This is a genomic window from Thioalkalivibrio sp. ALMg13-2 (assembly GCF_000381185.1).
Classification (GTDB): domain Bacteria; phylum Pseudomonadota; class Gammaproteobacteria; order Ectothiorhodospirales; family Ectothiorhodospiraceae; genus Thioalkalivibrio; species Thioalkalivibrio versutus.
In genome coordinates, this window is sequence record NZ_KB906106.1 from 1 (window position 1) to 17,324 (window position 17,324).

General features: G+C 66.5%; 16 protein-coding genes. 15 read left to right on the forward strand and 1 reads right to left on the reverse strand.

Going from position 1 to position 17,324, the window contains the following annotated elements:
• Positions 1-124: 124 nt before the first annotated feature.
• From F618_RS15440 to F618_RS0106365, 15 genes are all read left to right on the forward strand, one after another.
• Positions 125-436 (forward strand): hypothetical protein, encoded by a 312-nt coding sequence (locus F618_RS15440; RefSeq protein ID WP_231362667.1) that lies wholly within the window; start codon positions 125-127, stop codon positions 434-436.
• A 633-nt stretch (positions 437-1,069) separates the two neighbouring features.
• The gene (gene gspC, locus F618_RS0106300) at positions 1,070-1,954 is read left to right on the forward strand and encodes a type II secretion system protein GspC (protein WP_026331170.1); all 885 of its coding nucleotides are present in this window, start codon (positions 1,070-1,072) and stop codon (positions 1,952-1,954) included.
• The gene (gspD, locus tag F618_RS0106305) at positions 1,951-3,870 is read left to right on the forward strand and encodes a type II secretion system secretin GspD (RefSeq protein ID WP_026331171.1); all 1,920 of its coding nucleotides are present in this window, start codon (positions 1,951-1,953) and stop codon (positions 3,868-3,870) included. The genes gspC and gspD overlap by 4 nt, the downstream gene beginning before the upstream one ends.
• Complete coding sequence (gene gspE / locus F618_RS0106310) at positions 3,871-5,427, forward strand: type II secretion system ATPase GspE (protein ID WP_019568069.1); 1,557 nt, start codon at positions 3,871-3,873, stop codon at positions 5,425-5,427.
• 4 nt (positions 5,428-5,431) lie between these two features.
• Positions 5,432-6,661 carry a type II secretion system inner membrane protein GspF gene (gspF, locus tag F618_RS0106315; RefSeq protein ID WP_019568070.1) on the forward strand — a complete coding sequence of 410 codons (1,230 nt, stop codon included), beginning with the start codon at positions 5,432-5,434 and terminating at the stop codon, positions 6,659-6,661.
• Between the two features lie 2 nt (positions 6,662-6,663).
• Positions 6,664-7,134: a type II secretion system major pseudopilin GspG gene (gene gspG / locus F618_RS0106320; protein WP_019568071.1), complete on the forward strand. Its 471-nt coding sequence runs from the start codon at positions 6,664-6,666 to the stop codon at positions 7,132-7,134.
• 8 nt (positions 7,135-7,142) lie between these two features.
• The gene (locus F618_RS0106325) at positions 7,143-7,715 is read left to right on the forward strand and encodes a prepilin-type N-terminal cleavage/methylation domain-containing protein (protein WP_019568072.1); all 573 of its coding nucleotides are present in this window, start codon (positions 7,143-7,145) and stop codon (positions 7,713-7,715) included.
• A 2-nt stretch (positions 7,716-7,717) separates the two neighbouring features.
• Complete coding sequence (gene gspI / locus F618_RS0106330) at positions 7,718-8,110, forward strand: type II secretion system minor pseudopilin GspI (protein WP_019568073.1); 393 nt, start codon at positions 7,718-7,720, stop codon at positions 8,108-8,110.
• Positions 8,097-8,783 carry a type II secretion system minor pseudopilin GspJ gene (gene gspJ / locus F618_RS0106335; protein WP_026331172.1) on the forward strand — a complete coding sequence of 229 codons (687 nt, stop codon included), beginning with the start codon at positions 8,097-8,099 and terminating at the stop codon, positions 8,781-8,783. The genes gspI and gspJ overlap by 14 nt, the downstream gene beginning before the upstream one ends.
• Positions 8,780-9,580: a general secretion pathway protein GspK gene (locus F618_RS0106340; RefSeq protein ID WP_019568075.1), complete on the forward strand. Its 801-nt coding sequence runs from the start codon at positions 8,780-8,782 to the stop codon at positions 9,578-9,580. Before gspJ ends, F618_RS0106340 begins: the two co-directional genes overlap by 4 nt.
• Positions 9,581-9,628: 48 nt before the next feature.
• Positions 9,629-10,927 carry a type II secretion system protein GspL gene (gspL, locus tag F618_RS0106345; protein WP_019568076.1) on the forward strand — a complete coding sequence of 433 codons (1,299 nt, stop codon included), beginning with the start codon at positions 9,629-9,631 and terminating at the stop codon, positions 10,925-10,927.
• Positions 10,924-11,418 (forward strand): type II secretion system protein GspM, encoded by a 495-nt coding sequence (gene gspM / locus F618_RS0106350; protein WP_019568077.1) that lies wholly within the window; start codon positions 10,924-10,926, stop codon positions 11,416-11,418. The genes gspL and gspM overlap by 4 nt, the downstream gene beginning before the upstream one ends.
• Position 11,419: 1 nt before the next feature.
• Entirely contained in the window at positions 11,420-12,238 is an 819-nt protein-coding gene (gene gspN / locus F618_RS0106355; protein WP_019568078.1) for a type II secretion system protein N, read from the forward strand.
• Positions 12,235-12,930, forward strand: coding sequence for an outer membrane protein assembly factor BamD (locus F618_RS0106360; RefSeq protein ID WP_019568079.1), 696 nt, complete (start codon positions 12,235-12,237; stop codon positions 12,928-12,930). The genes gspN and F618_RS0106360 overlap by 4 nt, the downstream gene beginning before the upstream one ends.
• A gap of 700 nt (positions 12,931-13,630) precedes the next feature.
• Positions 13,631-15,982 (forward strand): S8 family serine peptidase, encoded by a 2,352-nt coding sequence (locus F618_RS0106365; protein WP_019568080.1) that lies wholly within the window; start codon positions 13,631-13,633, stop codon positions 15,980-15,982.
• 172 nt (positions 15,983-16,154) lie between these two features.
• On the opposite strand, the gene F618_RS0106370 is transcribed toward F618_RS0106365, so the two are convergent.
• A complete protein-coding gene (locus F618_RS0106370; protein ID WP_019568081.1) occupies positions 16,155-17,141 on the reverse strand; it encodes a DUF4382 domain-containing protein in 987 nt (328 codons plus the stop codon).
• Between the last annotated feature and the right edge of the window lie 183 nt (positions 17,142-17,324).

Consider the following 17,324-nt stretch of genomic DNA (forward strand, 5'->3'; position numbering starts at 1 on the left):
CGACGCGCTGGGGGACCTGACGCCGGTCGAATACCGGCAGTTACACACCCCGGAAACCTCTAGTTATGCGTGGACCTAATCCGGGGAAGTCGACATCATCAAGTACGCCGACGACGTCGAGTTCATGACGACCGAATTCACTTCCGACAAGGACATACTGAAGGCCGCAATCGAAGCGTCACCCGGCCTCGACAGAGATACCGCGTTCTACGCCGCGACCGAGGAAGCCATCGAGCGATTCGGAACGGAAGGCGGCACCAACGACAGGAAGGCCGTCATCGCCTTGACCGACGGCGAAGATACTTTTGTTGACGATACGGAGGCTGCGCTGGGACATCGGCCATCACCTCGGGCAGGAAACCTGGCGCCATTATCCCAAACCCGCCAGGCGGGCGGGACCCACGGCGGATTAAATCAGTGTTTCCTTAACGCTTGAGGATTCCGAGCCCAGATTCAAGGATGTCGAACTCTACAGTGGGACCAAGGCCATCCCAGCTTGCCCGTAAAGGTCCTTGCGGCATTCCCCCGAAGCCATTTTCGGCGGCGGTGGCGGTACTCCTTACGGAAGAAGCTGATGTCGTCGGTGATGTCCGCCAACCAGGCCGCGTTCGAACGTGATGGCTGGAGCTGCCGGTCCGGGTAGCTCCCCTCCACCGGCGGGACCTCATCCCGCTGGGTCGTCACGACGGACGTCCACTTCCAGACCAGGCGTAGCCTCTGTTCCTGGACGCGATGGCGGGTCCGATAGCACGGGCGACATCAACCACGTCGGCTCCACCAGGAGAAATCGGCTTGGTAATAGCGAGACACGACACCTTCGCGCCTCCGCGCGCGGGAAATCTCCGGAAAGCGTACGCCGCATGGCTCAGCACTCGACCCTGCTCGGCGAACGCGTCATGCTGAGCCACGCAGGATCGAGGAACCTGGGGCACCCAACGCGAGCGTGTCGATTAATCCGGGTTTCCCAGGGCACCGTTTTCCCTGGGGCCCCTTGCGAGGCTCGATCCGACTCGACCCAGCGAGACTCGCCGGGGCCAGACACGCAGACAACCCGCGAACGCCATTGACGATGCCACCTTCGCCCCGACTTTTACCGTTGCCCCTGCCCTGGATCCTCAGTGCCGGGCTACTGGCGGTAACGGCATGGCTGATCGCGGGTCTGGTCTGGTCGATCGCCGTTCCGGGGTATACATACCCCTCCGGCACGACGGTCCACGCGGAACGGGCACCCGCCAGTCGCCCCGACCCGTCTGCCGAAGCGGATGCCCCTCCGCGGTCCGGCTATACGCGAAGTGCCGTATTCTCCCCCTTCGGCACCTCTCGGGAAGCCGCCCCACAGGCCGTCGAGAACGCGCCGGAGACCCGCCTGAGTCTGGAGCTCCTCGGCGTTCTGGCGACCGGCCAGGGCAACGGCAGCGCGATCATTTCCGCAGGGGGGGCCAATGTCGAGCTCTACCATGTAGGCGACACCATCGGGAACCAGCTGGCGACGCTGCACCAGGTACACGCGGACCGGGTCATCCTGGAGCGCGAAGGTCGACTGGAGACACTGCGACTCCCGCGGGGCGACGAACTGCGAGTCGATGGCAGCCGCTCCGATACCGATCAGCGGTCGTCACAAACCGCTGCCTCCCCCGCGCCGATCACGGCCAACATCAGCCGATCCCGCTGGCTCGAGGACCCGCAGCGCGCCATGAATTCGCTGCGCGCCCAGCCCGTACTGCGGGATGGTGCCCTGCTGGGGATTCGAGTCACCCCGACGCGCAACGAGCGTGAATTCGAGCGCGCCGGTCTTCAGGAAGGCGACATCATCACCTCGGTGCAGGGCCAGCAGATTCGCGACATCGAAGACCCCGAGCAGATCCTCGCTGGACTCGGCAACACCGACCGGGTGAACATCACCATAGAACGTGACGGGCAGACCCTGCCGCTGACCATCGAGTTAACCGAATGAGCCTCCGACTCCGCCTTTTTGCCCTCGCATTGTCCCTGTTCTGCGCAGCGGGGTCCGTCGCGGCGGATGAGCTGACGCTCAATCTTCGCGACACCAACATCAGCAACCTGATCGATCTTGTGTCGGAGGAAACCGGGACCAATTTCATCGTGGACCCACGGGTGCGCGGCAACATCACGGTCGTTTCCAGCCGCCCCGTACCCCGGGACGAGCTGATGGATCTGTTCCACGACATCCTCAAGATCCACGGATTCGCGGCCATTCCGGGCGAATCGTCCACCCGCATCGTGCCCGACGCCCAGGCCAAATTAGATGCTCCCACGATCCTCGACATCGAGGCAGAACCGGACGCCGCCGTGCGGGGCGGGAGCATCGTCACCCACGTGATCGCGTTGCGACATGTGTCCGCCGCCCAGCTCGTTCCGGTCCTTCGCCCGCTGATCCCGCAAGGGGGTCATCTCGCGGCGGCGACCGAGCCCAATACGCTGCTGATTTCGGATACGCGCAGCAACGTGCATCGCATCCGCGCCCTCGTGGAACGCATGGACCTGCCATTCGCCGACGACTTCGAGGTCATCGAGCTGCGGCACGCCCGTGCCGGGGAACTCGCCGAGCAGCTGCAGATCCTGGCGCGAGAGGGCACGGGAGAGCTCGCCACACCCCAGGTCCTGGCGGATCGTCGCAGCAACGCCATCATCCTCTCCGGGCGCGAGGAGTCTCGCTTGCGCCTGCGCGGGCTCATTGCCCAGCTTGATCGCGAGATGGAAGAAGGGAACGCGCGCGTGCACTACCTGAAGTATGCACGTGCCGAAGAGGTGGCCGAACTGCTGCGCAACATCGCCGAGAAAAGTCCGGATGTCGACCCCGACGCGCGGGGCGGAAGCGGGATCCATATCGAGGCACACGAGGCCACAAACGCCGTGGTGACCTACGGGCCTTCCGACTTCATCCGCGATTTCGACATCATCGTGGAACAACTCGATATCCGACGCGCACAGGTCCTGGTGGAGGCTGTCATCGCGGAGGTCTCGTCGGATCGCGTGCGGGATCTCGGCGTGCAGTGGGGCGCGATCGGGAACAGCGGTGCCGGGGTCCTCAACTTTTCCGGCCCCGGGTCACGCGGGATCCTCGAACTCGCGGCGGGCGTGGAAGGATTCCTGGACGGGAGCGTGTCCTCTCCCCCGGACATCGGGGACGGCCTGACCGTCGGGGGCGTGGGGTCGACCGGAAGCACGCGGATCGCGGCACTGGTCAACATGCTGCAACGCGACACCTCCAGCAACATCCTGTCCACCCCCAGTCTTCTGACGCTGGACAACGAGGAAGCCGAGATCGTGGTGGGCCAGAACGTGCCGTTCATCGTCGGGCGCTCGATCGAGGATTCGGGCCAGGCCTTCGACACGATCCGTCGCGAGGATGTCGGGGTGAAGCTTCGCGTGCGGCCTCAGATCAACCAGGGCAATGCCGTACGCCTGGAGATCGAACAAGAGGTGTCGCAGCTGGCGCCGGGTACTTCCGACGCCGCCGACCTCATTACCAACACCCGAACACTGAAGACCCACGTCCTGATCGATGACGGCGACATGCTGGTACTCGGCGGGCTGATTGAAGAACAGCAAACCGACAGCGAGGCACGCGTCCCCGGCCTGGGAAGCATCCCCGGGCTTGGAAGACTCTTCCGGGCGGATCGCAACCAGACCGAGAAGCGGAACCTGATGGTGTTCCTGCATCCACGTATCGTCCGGGACAGCGCCCGTGGCGCCGAGCTGACCAGCGAGAAGTACAGCTTCATCCGCGGCGAGCAGCTGCGCGAGCAGGCGCGCACCCAGCAGCGCGCCAGCCCGGTCCTGCCGGAATGGGAGCGCCTGACCCAGCTCCCGCCCAGCTTCGAAGATGTCCATGGCAAGCGCGACTGAATGGCCGAGGGCACCCAGGCCATTAGCGCGGGGGCGACCCGGGAACACGTGCCGGACGTCCCGAACACGCCCGGGACGCCGGTGGCCGGTACGTTCGCGGTGAGCTACACCTTCGCCCGCCGGGTTGGCGCCGTGCCCGGGGATCTGGTCGAGGGCCAACGCCAGATCTTCCTGCGCCACGACGCCGATCCGCAAGGGCTCCTGGAACTTCGCCGGCGCAGCCCCGAGCCGCTGAACCTGGAAACCGTCGATGACAAGACCTTCGAGCAGCGTCTGCGCGAGCGCTACGAATCCTCCAGCTCGCGGGCCATGCAATCGATGGAGGAGCTCGATGGCAACCTCGACCTGTCCAGCGTGGCGGAATCCCTCGCCGAGCCGCAGGATCTCCTGGAGGCCGAAGACGATGCCCCAATTATCCGGCTCATCAATGCGCTTTTGACGGAGGCAGTACGGGAAAACGCGTCGGACATCCACATCGAGCCCTTCGAGAGCCGCCTGGCCGTCCGGCTGCGCGTGGATGGCGTCCTGCGCGAGGTTCTGACCCCGCCCGCGGGGCTTGCATCGCTTATCGTCTCGCGCATCAAGGTGATGGCACGGCTGGACATCGCGGAGAAGCGACTGCCACAGGACGGACGCATCTCCCTCAGGGTCGCCGGGCGCGCGGTGGACGTGCGCGTCTCCACCCTGCCCTCGGGCCACGGAGAACGCGTGGTGATGCGCCTGCTGGACAAGCAGGCCGGCCGCCTCGACCTCACCCACCTGGGTATGGATCCGGATACCCGTGACACCCTCGAACGGATTGTCACGCGACCGCACGGGATCGTGCTGGTCACCGGCCCGACCGGGTCGGGCAAGACGACGACGTTGTACGCGGCGCTGACCCGGCTCAATGACCGCAGCCGCAATATCCTGACCGTCGAGGACCCGATCGAGTACTACCTCGACGGGATCGGGCAGACCCAGATCAACAGCCGTATCGACATGACCTTTGCGCGCGGGCTGCGCGCCATCCTGCGCCAGGACCCGGATGTCGTGATGGTCGGCGAGATCCGCGATGTCGATACCGTCCAGATCGCGGTGCAGGCGAGCCTGACCGGTCACCTGGTGTTTTCCACCCTGCACACCAATTCCGCGATCGGGGCCATCACCCGCCTGCGGGACATGGGCGTGGAGCCCTTCCTGCTCTCCTCGACCCTGAACGGGATTCTCGCCCAGCGGCTGGTACGGGTCCTGTGCAAGGATTGCCGCGAACCTCACCCGGCATCGTCACGGGAGTGCGAGCTGCTGGGCGCAGCCCCCACCTCGCCTCCCACCCTCTACCGGGCGCACGGTTGCCCGAGCTGCAACAACCTCGGCTATCGCGGCCGGACCGGCATCTATGAACTGGTGGAGGTGAACGAACGCCTGCGCACGCTCATTCATGACAATGCGAGTGAACAGGCCATGGTGCAGGCCGCGCGCGAGAACAGCGTGAGTCTTCGCGCGGATGCCTGCCGGCGCGTGCTCGACGGCACGACCAGCCTCGAGGAAATGCTGCGCGTCACCGAGGCGGGCTAGGGCCATGCCCGCCTTCGAATACCAGGCGCTGGACGCAGCCGGCCGAACGCACAAGGGCGTGACCGAGGGGGATACCGCCCGCAGCGTCCGGTCCCAGTTGCGCAGCGAAGGCCTGACCCCACTGGATCTGCTCGAAATCGGCGAATCCTCGGCCGCCACCCGGGGCACCCGGACCCACTCGGGACGCGGCGGGGCCGGCGGCATCGGCGCCCTCGACCTCGCGCTCGCGACACGTCAGATGGCCACCCTTGCGCGCGCCGGCCTGCCGGTGGAGGAATGGCTGGCGACCGTCGCACGCCAGTCCGAAAAGCAGAAGGTGCGCAACATCCTCAGTGCCGTGCGTACCCGGGTCATGGAGGGGCACTCGCTGGCCCAGGCACTGGGCGCATTTCCGCGCGCGTTCCCCGAGATCTACCGCAGCACCGTCTCGGCCGGCGAGGCCTCCGGGCATCTGCACCTGGTACTGGAGCGCCTGGCCGAATACCTCGAGAATCGTCACGCGTTGCGGCAAAAGGTCATGCTCGCCCTGATCTATCCGGTCATCCTGACCCTGGTGGCCCTTGGCGTGACCGTGGGTCTGGTTGTCTATGTCGTACCCGAAGTGGTCCAGGTCTTCGAGGGCCTGGACCAGCAGCTGCCGACACTGACCCGCATGCTGATCAGCACCAGTGACCTTTTGCGAACCTATGGTCTGTACGCGCTGATCGCCCTGGGCGTGCTCGTGGTACTGCTCGCCCACTGGCTGCGCAAACCCGGGCCGCGCATGCGCTTCGACCGGCTGGTCCTGCGCCTCCCGCTCGTGGGGCGCCTGGTCCGGGGACTCAACACGGCCCGGTTTGCACGCACCCTCAGCATCCTGTCCGCCAGCGGGGTATCGCTCCTGGATGCGCTGCGCACCGGCGCCGAGGTCATCGACAGTCGGCCCATGCGCGCCGCGGTGGAGGATGCCTCGCTGCGAATCCGCGAGGGCCGCAGCATCGGTCAGGCCCTGGAAGAGACGGGATACTTCCCGCCGATCACCGTACACTTGATCCGTAGCGGCGAGTCCAGCGGACGGCTCACCGAGATGCTGGAACGGGCCGCCGAGACCCAGGAACAGGAGGTCGAATCCCGCATCAGTATCAGCATGGGGCTGTTCGAGCCCTTGCTGATCCTGACCATGGGCGGCATCGTCCTGACCATCGTCCTCGCCATCCTGCTCCCGATCTTCGAACTCAACCAGCTGGTGAATTGAACATGCAAGAACCCCGCTCTGCCTGCCTTGCGCGTACCGGATTCCGCGGTGCCCGGGGCTTCACCCTGATCGAGATCATGGTGGTGGTGGTCATCCTCGGCATCCTTGCGGCCATCGTGGTCCCTCGCGTGATGGATCGCCCGGACGACGCCCGGATCACCAAGGTCAAGCAGGATATCCGCACCCTGGAAAGCGCCCTGAATCTCTACCGGCTGGATAATTTCCGGTACCCGACCACCGACCAGGGACTGGATGCCCTGGTGGAACGCCCGCGCAGCGGCCCGGAAGCCCCCCAGTACCGCCAGGGCGGCTACATGGACCGCCTGCCAAGCGACCCCTGGGGCAACCCGTACCAGTACCTGCACCCCGGGCGACATGGCGACTTTGACGTCTTCAGCTATGGCGCCAACGGACGCCGCGGTGGCGAGGGGATCGAGGGCGAAATCGGCAACTGGAACATGGACGAGTTCTGAGGACGCCAATGGCGACCCGCCGCACACGCCCCACCGGCTTTACCCTGATCGAACTGCTGGTCGTGATGTTCGTGATCGGCGTGGTGGCCAGCATCGGCGTGCTGTCCATGAGCCAGCTGGGCAGCCGGAGCCTCGAACAGACCGCCCGCCAACTGGCGGGCCAGATCGAACTCGCCCGGGAACACACCCTCTTGACCGGCCAGGCGCTGTCCATCGGCATTGGTACCGAGGGGCTGGTCATCCTGGAGCGCCAGTGGATCGACGACGCCCGGGTCACCTGGACACCGATCGAGCGGGGGCCTCTGGGGCCGCGGGACTTTCGGCAACACGGGCTGCAACCGCGGCTTTACGTGGAGGGGCGGCGAAGCAGCCTCCACGAAGGGCCGGAACATAACCGCATCGCCATCAGCAATAGCGGCGACATCGAACCCTTTGAATTGGTGCTGGAACACCCCGACGGGCGAAGCGGTCTCGTGCTCCGGGCCGAACGGGGTCAACCCATCCAGGCCTTCGAACACCCGCCACCGGTAGGCGGCGAGCCCCGCCACCTGCTGATGGCCCGTCCGGCACAGCCCAACTAGCCATGCTGGCACGCGGCGCACGGCGCGGATTCACGCTCCTCGAGGTCCTGATTGCCCTGGTGGTGCTCGGCGTCGCCCTCGGGGCTCTCATCAAGGCGGGCAGCGAACACGCGCGCAATACCGCCTACCTGCAGGAACGTACGCTGGCCGGATGGGTGGCCAGCAACCTGCTCGCCGACTACGAGGCCGGGCTGCGGCGAGTCGATGTCGGCACCGAGCGCATCCAGTCCAGACTCGCGGACCGCGAATGGGAGGCCCGCATCGAGATCACCGATACGATCATCGACGCCCCGCTGGAGCTGCCGGCGGTGCGCCGTATCGAGGTCCGGGTGTGGCCGCTGGATGGCGACCCCGACCATCCCCTCGCCCAGGCGACCAGCTATGCATTGCCCTGACGTTCCGGCACAGCGGTCATGTGCATCGGGCGCCTCCCGCGGTTTTACCTTGCTGGAGCTGCTCGTGGCCGTGGCCGTGTTCGCCACCGTTGGCGTGCTGGCCATTGGTGGACTGCGTGCCGTGCTGATGGCGGACCATGCCACGCAAGCACAGAGCCAGCGCCTGGCGGAGCTGCAGGTCACACTGGCCGTGCTGGAACGCGACCTGCGCCACAGCATTGAGCTGCACCCCCGCGACGGCTACGGCGACCGCCTCCCCGCCCTGCGCTACAGCCCGGTCACGGACCCGCGGCAACTGGAGCTGGTACGCGCGGGAAGCGGGGAACACGGCCGCCTGGCGCGGGTCGCCTGGAGAGTCAGTGAACGGGGGCTGGAACGGGTTACCTGGCCGGTGTTGGACGGTGCCCTGCCGGAATCCGAGCAGGTGCGCCTGTTTCTGGGCCGGGATGCACACGCCGGGCGAGCGTCCACGGCGAACGGCCAGATGGCGCGGGACACGGGCGATGAACTGGAGATCCGCTTCGACTTTGTCGATGGCGACACCCTGGAGGTCACGGACAGCTGGCCGCCGCTGGATGGCGGCGACCGCCGACCGGCGCAGGTGATCGTCCGCCTGGTCGTTCCGGGACTCGGACCCGTCGAGCGCCGCATTGCCCTGCCGGGGGCCCAGTGAAGGACAGGAATTCAGGTGCCGCGCTGATCACGGCCCTGCTGGTGGTCGCGATCGCCAGCGTGACGGCGGTCACCATGACCATGCGCGACAGTCAGCAGGTGTTCCGCGCGGCCACCATCCAGGACCAGGATCGGGCGCGGCACCTGACCCAGGGGGCCGAAACCGTCGCCCTGCACATGCTGGAGAGGCTGCCCAATTACGACGATCTTCCCTGGGAGGGCTGCGCGTCTCCCACATTGCCACTGGAGGTCGAGGGTGTCGGCGTGCGCGCCCGCCTGGAGAACCTTCACTGCCGCTTCAACCTCAACAGCCTCGGGCGCGCCGATGACCCGCCCCTTGAGGCCTTCGCCGGCCTGATCGAGCACGCCCTCGCGGCAACCGAGGGTCAGTCGGGTAACGCCCAACGCCTGGCGGTCGCCGTACATGACTGGATGAACCCGGAAACGGACGACCCGGTATACCGCGGTCTGGAACCGCCCCGGCTCAGCGGCAACCGCCCGATGCGCCTCGCGTCGGAGTTGCTTCAGGTACACGGGTTCGATCCGGACCTCTGGCAGGCACTGGCACCCTGGGTCGTGGCACGGCCGGGCACGGACAACGCCATCGACATGGAACGCGCCCCGGACCCCGTCACCACCGCGGCGCTGGGTCAGGCGACCGAACAGAGCCGCGACATTCGCTATTTCCGTCTGCAACTGGTTGTCCGCATCGCCGGACGGGATTATTTTCACTGCGCGACCCTCGATGGTCCCAACGGGCGTACCATTCTTCGCGAACACGCTCCCTGCGAACCCTGAACAAGAAAACCGGATGCCTGCAGACGCTTTTCCCTCACCGGACCCCGCATGAACTGGTTCCTCTTCCAGCTGCCAGAACCCGAGATGCTGGGCGCGGACACGCCGCTTCGGCTGCGCTGGCTGCGGCTGCGCAGGAACGGCGCGCTCGCGGATCAGGGCGAGGCGGCACCGGACGAGCTGCGCGCCCTGCTCGCGGCGGACGACCATGCGGTTGCGCTGCTCCCCGGGGAACGCGCCCCTCTCCATCGGGTGTTCGTGCCCGGGAAGTCGGGCCGCGTCCGTCGCCGCGCGCTTCCGTTCGCGCTGGAAGACCGCCTCAGCGAGGATCTGGAACAGCTCCGGATTGTTGCCGGCCCTCGCCACGGTACCGAGACCCTGGCCGGCGTGGTCGCGCATCGGGATCTGGACCGCTGGCAAGACTGGCTTCGCGAGCATGGAATCCACGTGTCGCACATGATCCCGGACCTTGCGCTGCTGCGCAGCCTGGACCCGGGCGATCAGGTCTTCCTGTTCTCGGGAACGCACCGCAGCATCGTGCTTTCGCCCGAGGCTGAACCCCTCGCGATGCCCCGCGAGGTTGCCAGCTGGTGGTTGCAACAACGCTCCGCCGCCACCACGGCCTCCGGTGACACCAGCGCCCACGAAACGCAGTCTCCCCAGGCTGCGGTTCATGTGGTGGATCCGGCCGCCGAATCCGACCCACGCGCCCCCCTCCAGCCCCCACCCGAATGGTCCGGCGACGTCCTCGAACTCCTGCTGGCCGGGGTGCAATCGGGGAGCCTGCCGCCACCCGATCTACAGCGCGCCGTACGGGCTGCACTGGCCTTCGACTTCGCATCCTCCGCCGAAAGCCCGACCTCACTCGGCGCCCTTCCCGCACCATGGCGCGCACCGGCGGCACTGGCGCTCGTGCTGGTGGCAGTCTGGCTTGGGTCCGTGTGGCTGGAGGCCTGGCAAGTCGAGCGGGAATACCGGGCAACCGAACGGGACATCACGGCCCTGTTCGAGGAAACCCTGCCGCAGGCCCGCATGGTCGACCCCGTGGGCCAGTTCGAGAGCCTGCTAGGGCAAGCCGCGCCAGGCGCGTCGACCCCGACCGTACACAACCCCCTCGGCGAAGCCCTTGCCAGCATCATGGAGGGCCTCGCCCCGCGCGACCTCACCCTGCAGCGTCTGCGGGGCGACCCGGATCGCCTTGAACTCGAACTGGAGGGCAGCGGAATCGCGGAGCTGGAACAGTTGCGCGAGGCGCTGCGCGAAGCCATGTCCGCGCGTGTGCGGATCGTCTCGGCCGAAACCGGCGAGCAGGGTGTCCGGGCACGCATGACCATCGAGAAGGAACCATGAAGGCCTACTGGGACGACTTGCGGACGCGCGAGCAACGGATCCTGCTGGCAGGTGGTTTGGTCCTGCTGATCGCGGTGGTATTTCTGGGCGTCGTCGAGCCCCTGCTGGAAAGCCGCGAACAGTCCCGCGACCGACTCGCCGAGGCGCGCGCGGAGCTGGCCTGGATGCAGGCCAACGCCCCCGAGGTCGCGGCCGCCCGCAGCCGCGAACCGACACAGGACAATCAGCGCCCGAACCTTGAAGGCCGTTCGCTGATCGCCCACGTGGATGCCTCCGCGCGGGCCTTCGGTCTCGGCGAGTACCTGGCACGCGCGCGCCCTGGCGATACCGGCGTGACCCTGCACCTCGAGGGGGCGCCCTACAGCGACCTGATGCGCTGGCTCGGCGAACTGGAACAAGAAGACGGCGTCGTGCCCGGACGCATCTTGCTGGAACGCGTCGTCGAACCGGGGCGCATCAATGCCGAACTCTTTCTGACCCGCGAGTCGTAGCGTGACCGTCACCCCCGACAACCGCGTCGATGAACGGCTCCGGGATCGCCCTGCATGGTTCTCGCTGGGGGCATTTTTTGTTCTCGCCCTGGTGCTTGCGCTGGTCGTGCGCGCGCCCGCCTCCGTCGCGCTGGCGGGTGCCGAGCGGTGGGCCGGCTTGCCGGACACGATCACCTGGGAACGGGTGCACGGATCGCTCTGGCAGGGTAGCGTCGAGGGGGTTCAATCACCGGTGGGGCCGATGGGCCGACTGCACTGGAATGTACGACCCGGCGAGCTTCTGCGCGGGGGGCTGGGCGCCGACATCCACTGGGCCCCGCCCGGCGGCGGCGATCTCCGTGGGGGCCTGCGGCTCGGCCTCGACAGCGTGCAGCTCTCCGGGCTCGAAGGGACCCTGCCCGCGGCCGCCCTGCATCAGTGGGAGACGGGCATCCCCCTCGTTCTGGACGGCCGGTTGCAGACCAGCGGCCTGCACCTCCGGGTCCATCGGGACGGAACGGTGGAACACGCCTCGGGGCGGGTCAACTGGCAGGAAGCGGCCGCGGGCCTCCCCCGCCCCTTGCCCCTGGGCGAGCAACGCGCGACCCTGCGCGAAGAGGACCAGCGCCTGGGGATCGATCTGGATGCCTCGCCAGATGCCGAACTGGGCATCACCGGCACGATTCGCCTGGACCTGCGCACGGATCCCCCGGGCATGGATGCACGGGTTTTGCTGGACCCGCGCGCCCACGCCGATGCCAGCATCCAGCGCCTACTCGAAAACAATCTCCGCCGTGACGACCAGGGACGGTATCTATGGACCGCAGGATCAGCCCCGTGACACCCGAACCAAACCCGATAACGCCCCGCCGGTTCCGGCTTGCGACCCCGACCGCCGCGCTGACCGCCAGCGCACTGTTCGGCCTGATGCTGGCGGGTTGTGCCACCACCCCGCCAAACGGGTCCGAGCCCCCGCCAGAGGATATCCGCTATGCCCTGGAACGCGGGGACTGCCGTGCGGCTTACAGTGCGCTGGATTCTGCCGACGCACCCGCCTCGGTTGACGTCCGCCTGTCGGTCGCCCGGGTATGCCTGCAGCGCGGGGAATTCGCGCGCACCCGCAACCTCACCGATACCATCCGCCAGGAGAACCCGGATCATCCGGATATCGACTACGCCGCGTATCTCGGTGCCCTGGCGCATCTGGGAACTTGGAACCGGGCCACGTCCGCGCCGCCGAAGCAACGCAGCGAACAGGGCCGCCAGGTCTTCCTCCAACTGGCCGCCTTCCTCAACGACTACCCCATGTCGGAGTACGCGGAGTCCATTGCCCCACGCCTGGCCCGTATGCGCGAGAACCTGGCCAGCATCGAACTGGAGATCGCTGACCGATCCGCCGCGGCCGGGCACGCAGACGAGGCCCGCGCACGAATCGAGTACGTGCGCGACTACTATCCGGGTACCACCGCTGCGCAAACCGCCGCCGAGAGACTGGAGGCACGCCAAGCCGACGAAGACGACGCCGGGGACTAACCGGCCAGGCGACACCCTGACATGCCGGCATGGTCCGTCGGGTCTAGCAAACGTCGGTAGCCGGCCCCGCCATCATGCAGAGTTTTCCCGTCCTTCGTTGCGAGGGTCGAGAACGGGTCGCCAACCTTCGCCATTGCTCCCGTTTGCAGAACCGGCATCGCCGGACGACCGCCACAGCGCGCCTCCACGACAATTCCTACAGCCGCGGGGCCATGCCTCCCCTGCGGCCGTTCTCGCTTGCAGTCTTCACCCTTGAACCTGTGCGAATGAATCGCCCCCCGAGGCAACGACCACGGATTGAATCAGTGGCCGCGCGTACAGACCGCACCCGGTCGGAAGGCCACTCTTGAAATACCGCATTGGGCAGGGGTTGACGGCCACACACCGTTCGAACCTGCGATTCTTGATTGATCTCGGCAAGTTCCCTTTCGCGTCTGCGGTCCACGGGAAATGAGGGACCGATTGCGGGTCGAAATCGCCGATGTCGCCGAATATTCTGGTCATCTGGAGGAGCTTTGGAGTGAATCGGTCATTGCGCCCATCAAATGGCGACTTGCTTCGCCATGAACCAGCGCGATCGATGCGGCAGGTCTTCGCATGGATCGCGCTGGCATTGTCTTTGGCGCTTCTGGCGGTCGGGTGTGGGGGTGGGGGCGGCGGATCGTCCAGTGGGGGTTTCGTCGTTTCCGGGAGCATCGAGGTGCAGGCCTTGCATCATGTCGATTCCGATACGAACGACCCGGAAAGCCGGATCTCCAGCAACAACGACCTGGCCAGTGCGCAGGCGGTACGCATGCCCGCTATCATCGGCGGATTTGTGGCCAGCCCCCTGACCGACAGCCGCTTCGGCTCGGCCGGAGACCCGGATGACGTGTTCGTGGCCGAGTTCGAGGCCGGCGACCAGGCCTTGCTGGAGTTCCCGGATCCCGCACGGGCCGATCTCGATCTGTACCTGATTGATGAAGACGGGATGCTGGTGGATGCCTCCATCGGGATCGACGGTTTCGAACGCGTCGTCGCACCCGAGGCCGGGCTTTACTATGTCCGGGTATCGGCCTATTCGGGCCAGTCCGCGTACCACTTGCGACTCGACTCGTCGCAGCTGCTGGACCCCGCGCATGCGGCAAGCCTGCGTGTGGCGGATGACTTTGTGCCGGGCGAGATCATCGTGCGTAGCGCGGACGAGATGCGTCCCTTTGCACAGAGAAAGACCCCGGCCGACATGGGCCTGAAGAGGGCCTCCGGGGCGCCGGGACGCGGGCAGCTCTGGCGGATCCCCGAGGGTCATGCGGAGGCAGTCATCAGTACGCTGGGCCTGCATACGCCCTCGATCTCGCCGGCAGTGGCCTGGCGCACTCCGGAACACGCCGCTCGCCATGACACCCTGCGCGTCATCAAGGCGCTGCGGGGGCAGCCGGATATCGTCTCGGCATCGCCCAACTACCGGATGACTCCCCTGCGGACGACGCCCAACGACCCACACTGGGGAGATCAATGGTTCCACGAAGCCATCAACCTGCCGGAAGCCTGGGACATCACCACCGGCCAGGAAGCAGACGAAGAGGTTGTCGTGGCCGTCATCGATACCGGCGTCTACCGCGAGCACGAAGACCTGGACGCGGACCGGCTGTTCCCGACAAAGCGGTTTGTCTGCGATCCGGCAGACAGCACCTGTGATGAAGAACGTTCCTGGCATGGTACGCACGTCACCGGAATCATCGGGGCGGCCACCCACAACGGTCTTGGCGTCGCCGGCATCTCCTGGGGGGTGGACATCCTCCCCGTCTGGACCCTGAACGGGACCGGGACCCTGAACGACACACTACAGGGAATTCGCTACGCAGCTGGCCTGCCGAACGACTCCGGCACCGTCCCCGACAAGCGGGCCGACATCATCAACCTCAGCCTCGGGGGCGGTGGCTACAGCGCGGAGGCCGATGAACTCTTGCAGGAGGTGCGCGAGCTCGGAATCCTGGTGGTCGCATCCTCGGGCAACGACGGAACCAGCACGGTCGGCTATCCCGCGGCCTACGAATCGGTACTGGCAGCGGGCGCCACGGACCGCAATGCCGAACGGGCCTGGTACAGCAACTACGGGCCCCGGCTGGATCTGGTGGCACCCGGGGGCATCGTCCGGGTGAATCGCCGCGAGGACGGCATCCTGAGCACTTGGGTAAGGGAGAGCACGGCCGGAACCCTTGAATCGGACTACGCATTCCTCCAGGGCACTTCAATGTCCACAGCGGTCGTTTCCGGCGTCCTTGCGCTGGGCCGCGCGGTGAATCCGGGGCTCTCCCCGGGATTGCTGCTGGAGCTGCTCGAATCGGGCGCGCTCACCAAGGACCTGGGGCCCACGGGTTGGGACCCGGAAACCGGGTGGGGCGAGATCGACGCGCATCAGGCGGTCCAGGAGATCGCGGCCCGGGCCGGCTCAGGGGAGCTGGCACCCCGGATCTCGGCATCCCCACAAAGCCTGAACTTCGGCTTCACCGGAACGGGCCTGGATCTGCGCCTGCGCAACGGGGGCGATGGCACCCTGCAGATTGAAGACATCGCCACGCCCGCGACCTGGCTCACCGTGGAACCACACGCGGTAACCGACGACGGTCTGGGGCTTTATCGCGCCTACGGGCAGCGCGATGCCCTGAGCCCGGGCGACTACGAGTCTCGCTTGCGCATCACCGCCGACAACGGCGACCCGCGCGACATTCCGGTCGGCATCCGGGTCGCCGAGCGCGACCCGCAAAGCGATACCGTGGGACGGGTCTACGTACTCCTGCTCGACCGCGACGATCGCGTCGTGGCGCAAACGGCCCTGGAACCCGAGTTCGGGACCTACCGCTATCGCTTCGAAGGGGTGCCCGCCGGGGATTATCGCGTGGTCGCCGGCACCAACATCGCGGGCGATGACCGGATTTGTGCCGGCGCCGAGGCCTGCGGAGCCTGGCCGCAATATGAAGCCCGCGAGACCTTCCGGGTGGATCGCGACCGTACCGGACTCGACTTCGGAATCGCCTGGCGGCCGTTCACAGACGGTGGTTTTGCCCTGTAGCCCCGTTGGCCAGCGCCTGGGGTGAACTGGATCACCGGGCCTCGCAACCGGGACACGGGGACTGATTCACCCCCACCAACAGAAGGGGCGCTGAGTGAGAACCCGGCGCCCCTATGGCTTCCCCTACTGCAGGGCAGCGGCCCAAAGCCGTAACCCACTCGGACGATCGATACTAGCTATCCGGGAAATTCACTTCCGTCGTCTCACCCGCCTCGACTTCGGCGTTGGCCTGATCGACGAACTCGATGGGAGTGGCCTCCTCCGGATCGTCCTCGCCCGCCTCGAAGGTCAGGGCCACCGTGTAATCGCCCGCCTCCAGGAATCCTGCGGTGTAGCGGTACTCCCAGTCACCGGTCGCCTCGACATGGCGGTAGTGCACGTTGGCCGTGGTCACCGCATCGTCATCGTCATCGCGGAGATCACTCGGCTCACGATCAGGGCCCTCGAAGACATAAACCGCCGCGCCCGGGCAGACGTGCAGCCCCGGTTCGCGCTCTTCGCAGGTGAAATCCGCGGGGAGCAGCCCGGGATCCACTGTCCCCGTAATGGCGCCCGCTTCACGGTTATCCACCAAACGCAGCGAACGCCGCATGCGATGGTAGCCCTCAAAGCGAGTGTCTTCGCGGATCGCTTTGCGCAGATCAAAGTCCACGGTGAACGAGGCCTCTTCGTCCTCCGCAATGCTGAAGCCGCTGGATAGCTGCAAGCCCGCCTGCAACCCACCCGGGATGATCAGGTTCTCGCTGTAGCCATCCACGAACTCGATGAACGAGCTGGTCGCATAATTGGAGAGTGGCGGCGCACTGACACCCTCCTCTGGCTCCAGATAAAAACGGATCCAGTCGTAATCGCCTGCCGGGACTTCTGCGTCCTCGAACAGGAATTCAGAGTCTTCGCCTTGCAACGCGAGCAAATCGATCTCGCGAACGGATTCGTCCTCACCCAGATCGATGCGAATGCGTTCGCCGTCGGAAGGCTGGAGCTCGATATGGGTGAAGCGGACCACGACCCGGCTGGCCGAATCGACAGGGGCATCCGTCACGGCAAGGCTCATCTGTCCGGTCCCGCCACCGCTGCTCCCGCCGCCGCCACAGGCGACGAGCCCCGCCGTCGCGACCCCCAACCCCACCAAACGAGTCAAATTGCCAATCTTGTGCATCACGGTCTCCCTCTAGCCAGAAACGTCCTTTGCAAGCCTAGGCAGTTTGCCAGGCCCGATGACGCACAAAGCCGCATGGACCGCGGAAAGGCTGGAAAACCAGAAGCGCATCACACGAAACGAACCGCACGGAGCCGCTGTCGGGGCGAGTCCCGCGTCGCGAACGGGCGGGGTCGACTTGCG

Excerpts from the sequence above, each read along its gene's own strand:
- F618_RS15440 (WP_231362667.1), top strand. The coding sequence starts at position 125 with ATGACGACCGAATTCACTTCCGACAAGGACATACTGAAGGCCGCAATC.
- gspC (WP_026331170.1), top strand. The coding sequence starts at position 1,070 with ATGCCACCTTCGCCCCGACTTTTACCGTTGCCCCTGCCCTGGATCCTC.
- gspD (WP_026331171.1), top strand. The coding sequence starts at position 1,951 with ATGAGCCTCCGACTCCGCCTTTTTGCCCTCGCATTGTCCCTGTTCTGC.
- gspE (WP_019568069.1), top strand. The coding sequence starts at position 3,871 with ATGGCCGAGGGCACCCAGGCCATTAGCGCGGGGGCGACCCGGGAACAC.
- gspF (WP_019568070.1), top strand. The coding sequence starts at position 5,432 with ATGCCCGCCTTCGAATACCAGGCGCTGGACGCAGCCGGCCGAACGCAC.
- gspG (WP_019568071.1), top strand. The coding sequence starts at position 6,664 with ATGCAAGAACCCCGCTCTGCCTGCCTTGCGCGTACCGGATTCCGCGGT.
- F618_RS0106325 (WP_019568072.1), top strand. The coding sequence starts at position 7,143 with ATGGCGACCCGCCGCACACGCCCCACCGGCTTTACCCTGATCGAACTG.
- gspI (WP_019568073.1), top strand. The coding sequence starts at position 7,718 with ATGCTGGCACGCGGCGCACGGCGCGGATTCACGCTCCTCGAGGTCCTG.
- gspJ (WP_026331172.1), top strand. The coding sequence starts at position 8,097 with ATGCATTGCCCTGACGTTCCGGCACAGCGGTCATGTGCATCGGGCGCC.
- gspL (WP_019568076.1), top strand. The coding sequence starts at position 9,629 with ATGAACTGGTTCCTCTTCCAGCTGCCAGAACCCGAGATGCTGGGCGCG.
- gspM (WP_019568077.1), top strand. The coding sequence starts at position 10,924 with ATGAAGGCCTACTGGGACGACTTGCGGACGCGCGAGCAACGGATCCTG.
- F618_RS0106370 (WP_019568081.1), bottom strand. The coding sequence starts at position 17,141 with ATGCACAAGATTGGCAATTTGACTCGTTTGGTGGGGTTGGGGGTCGCG.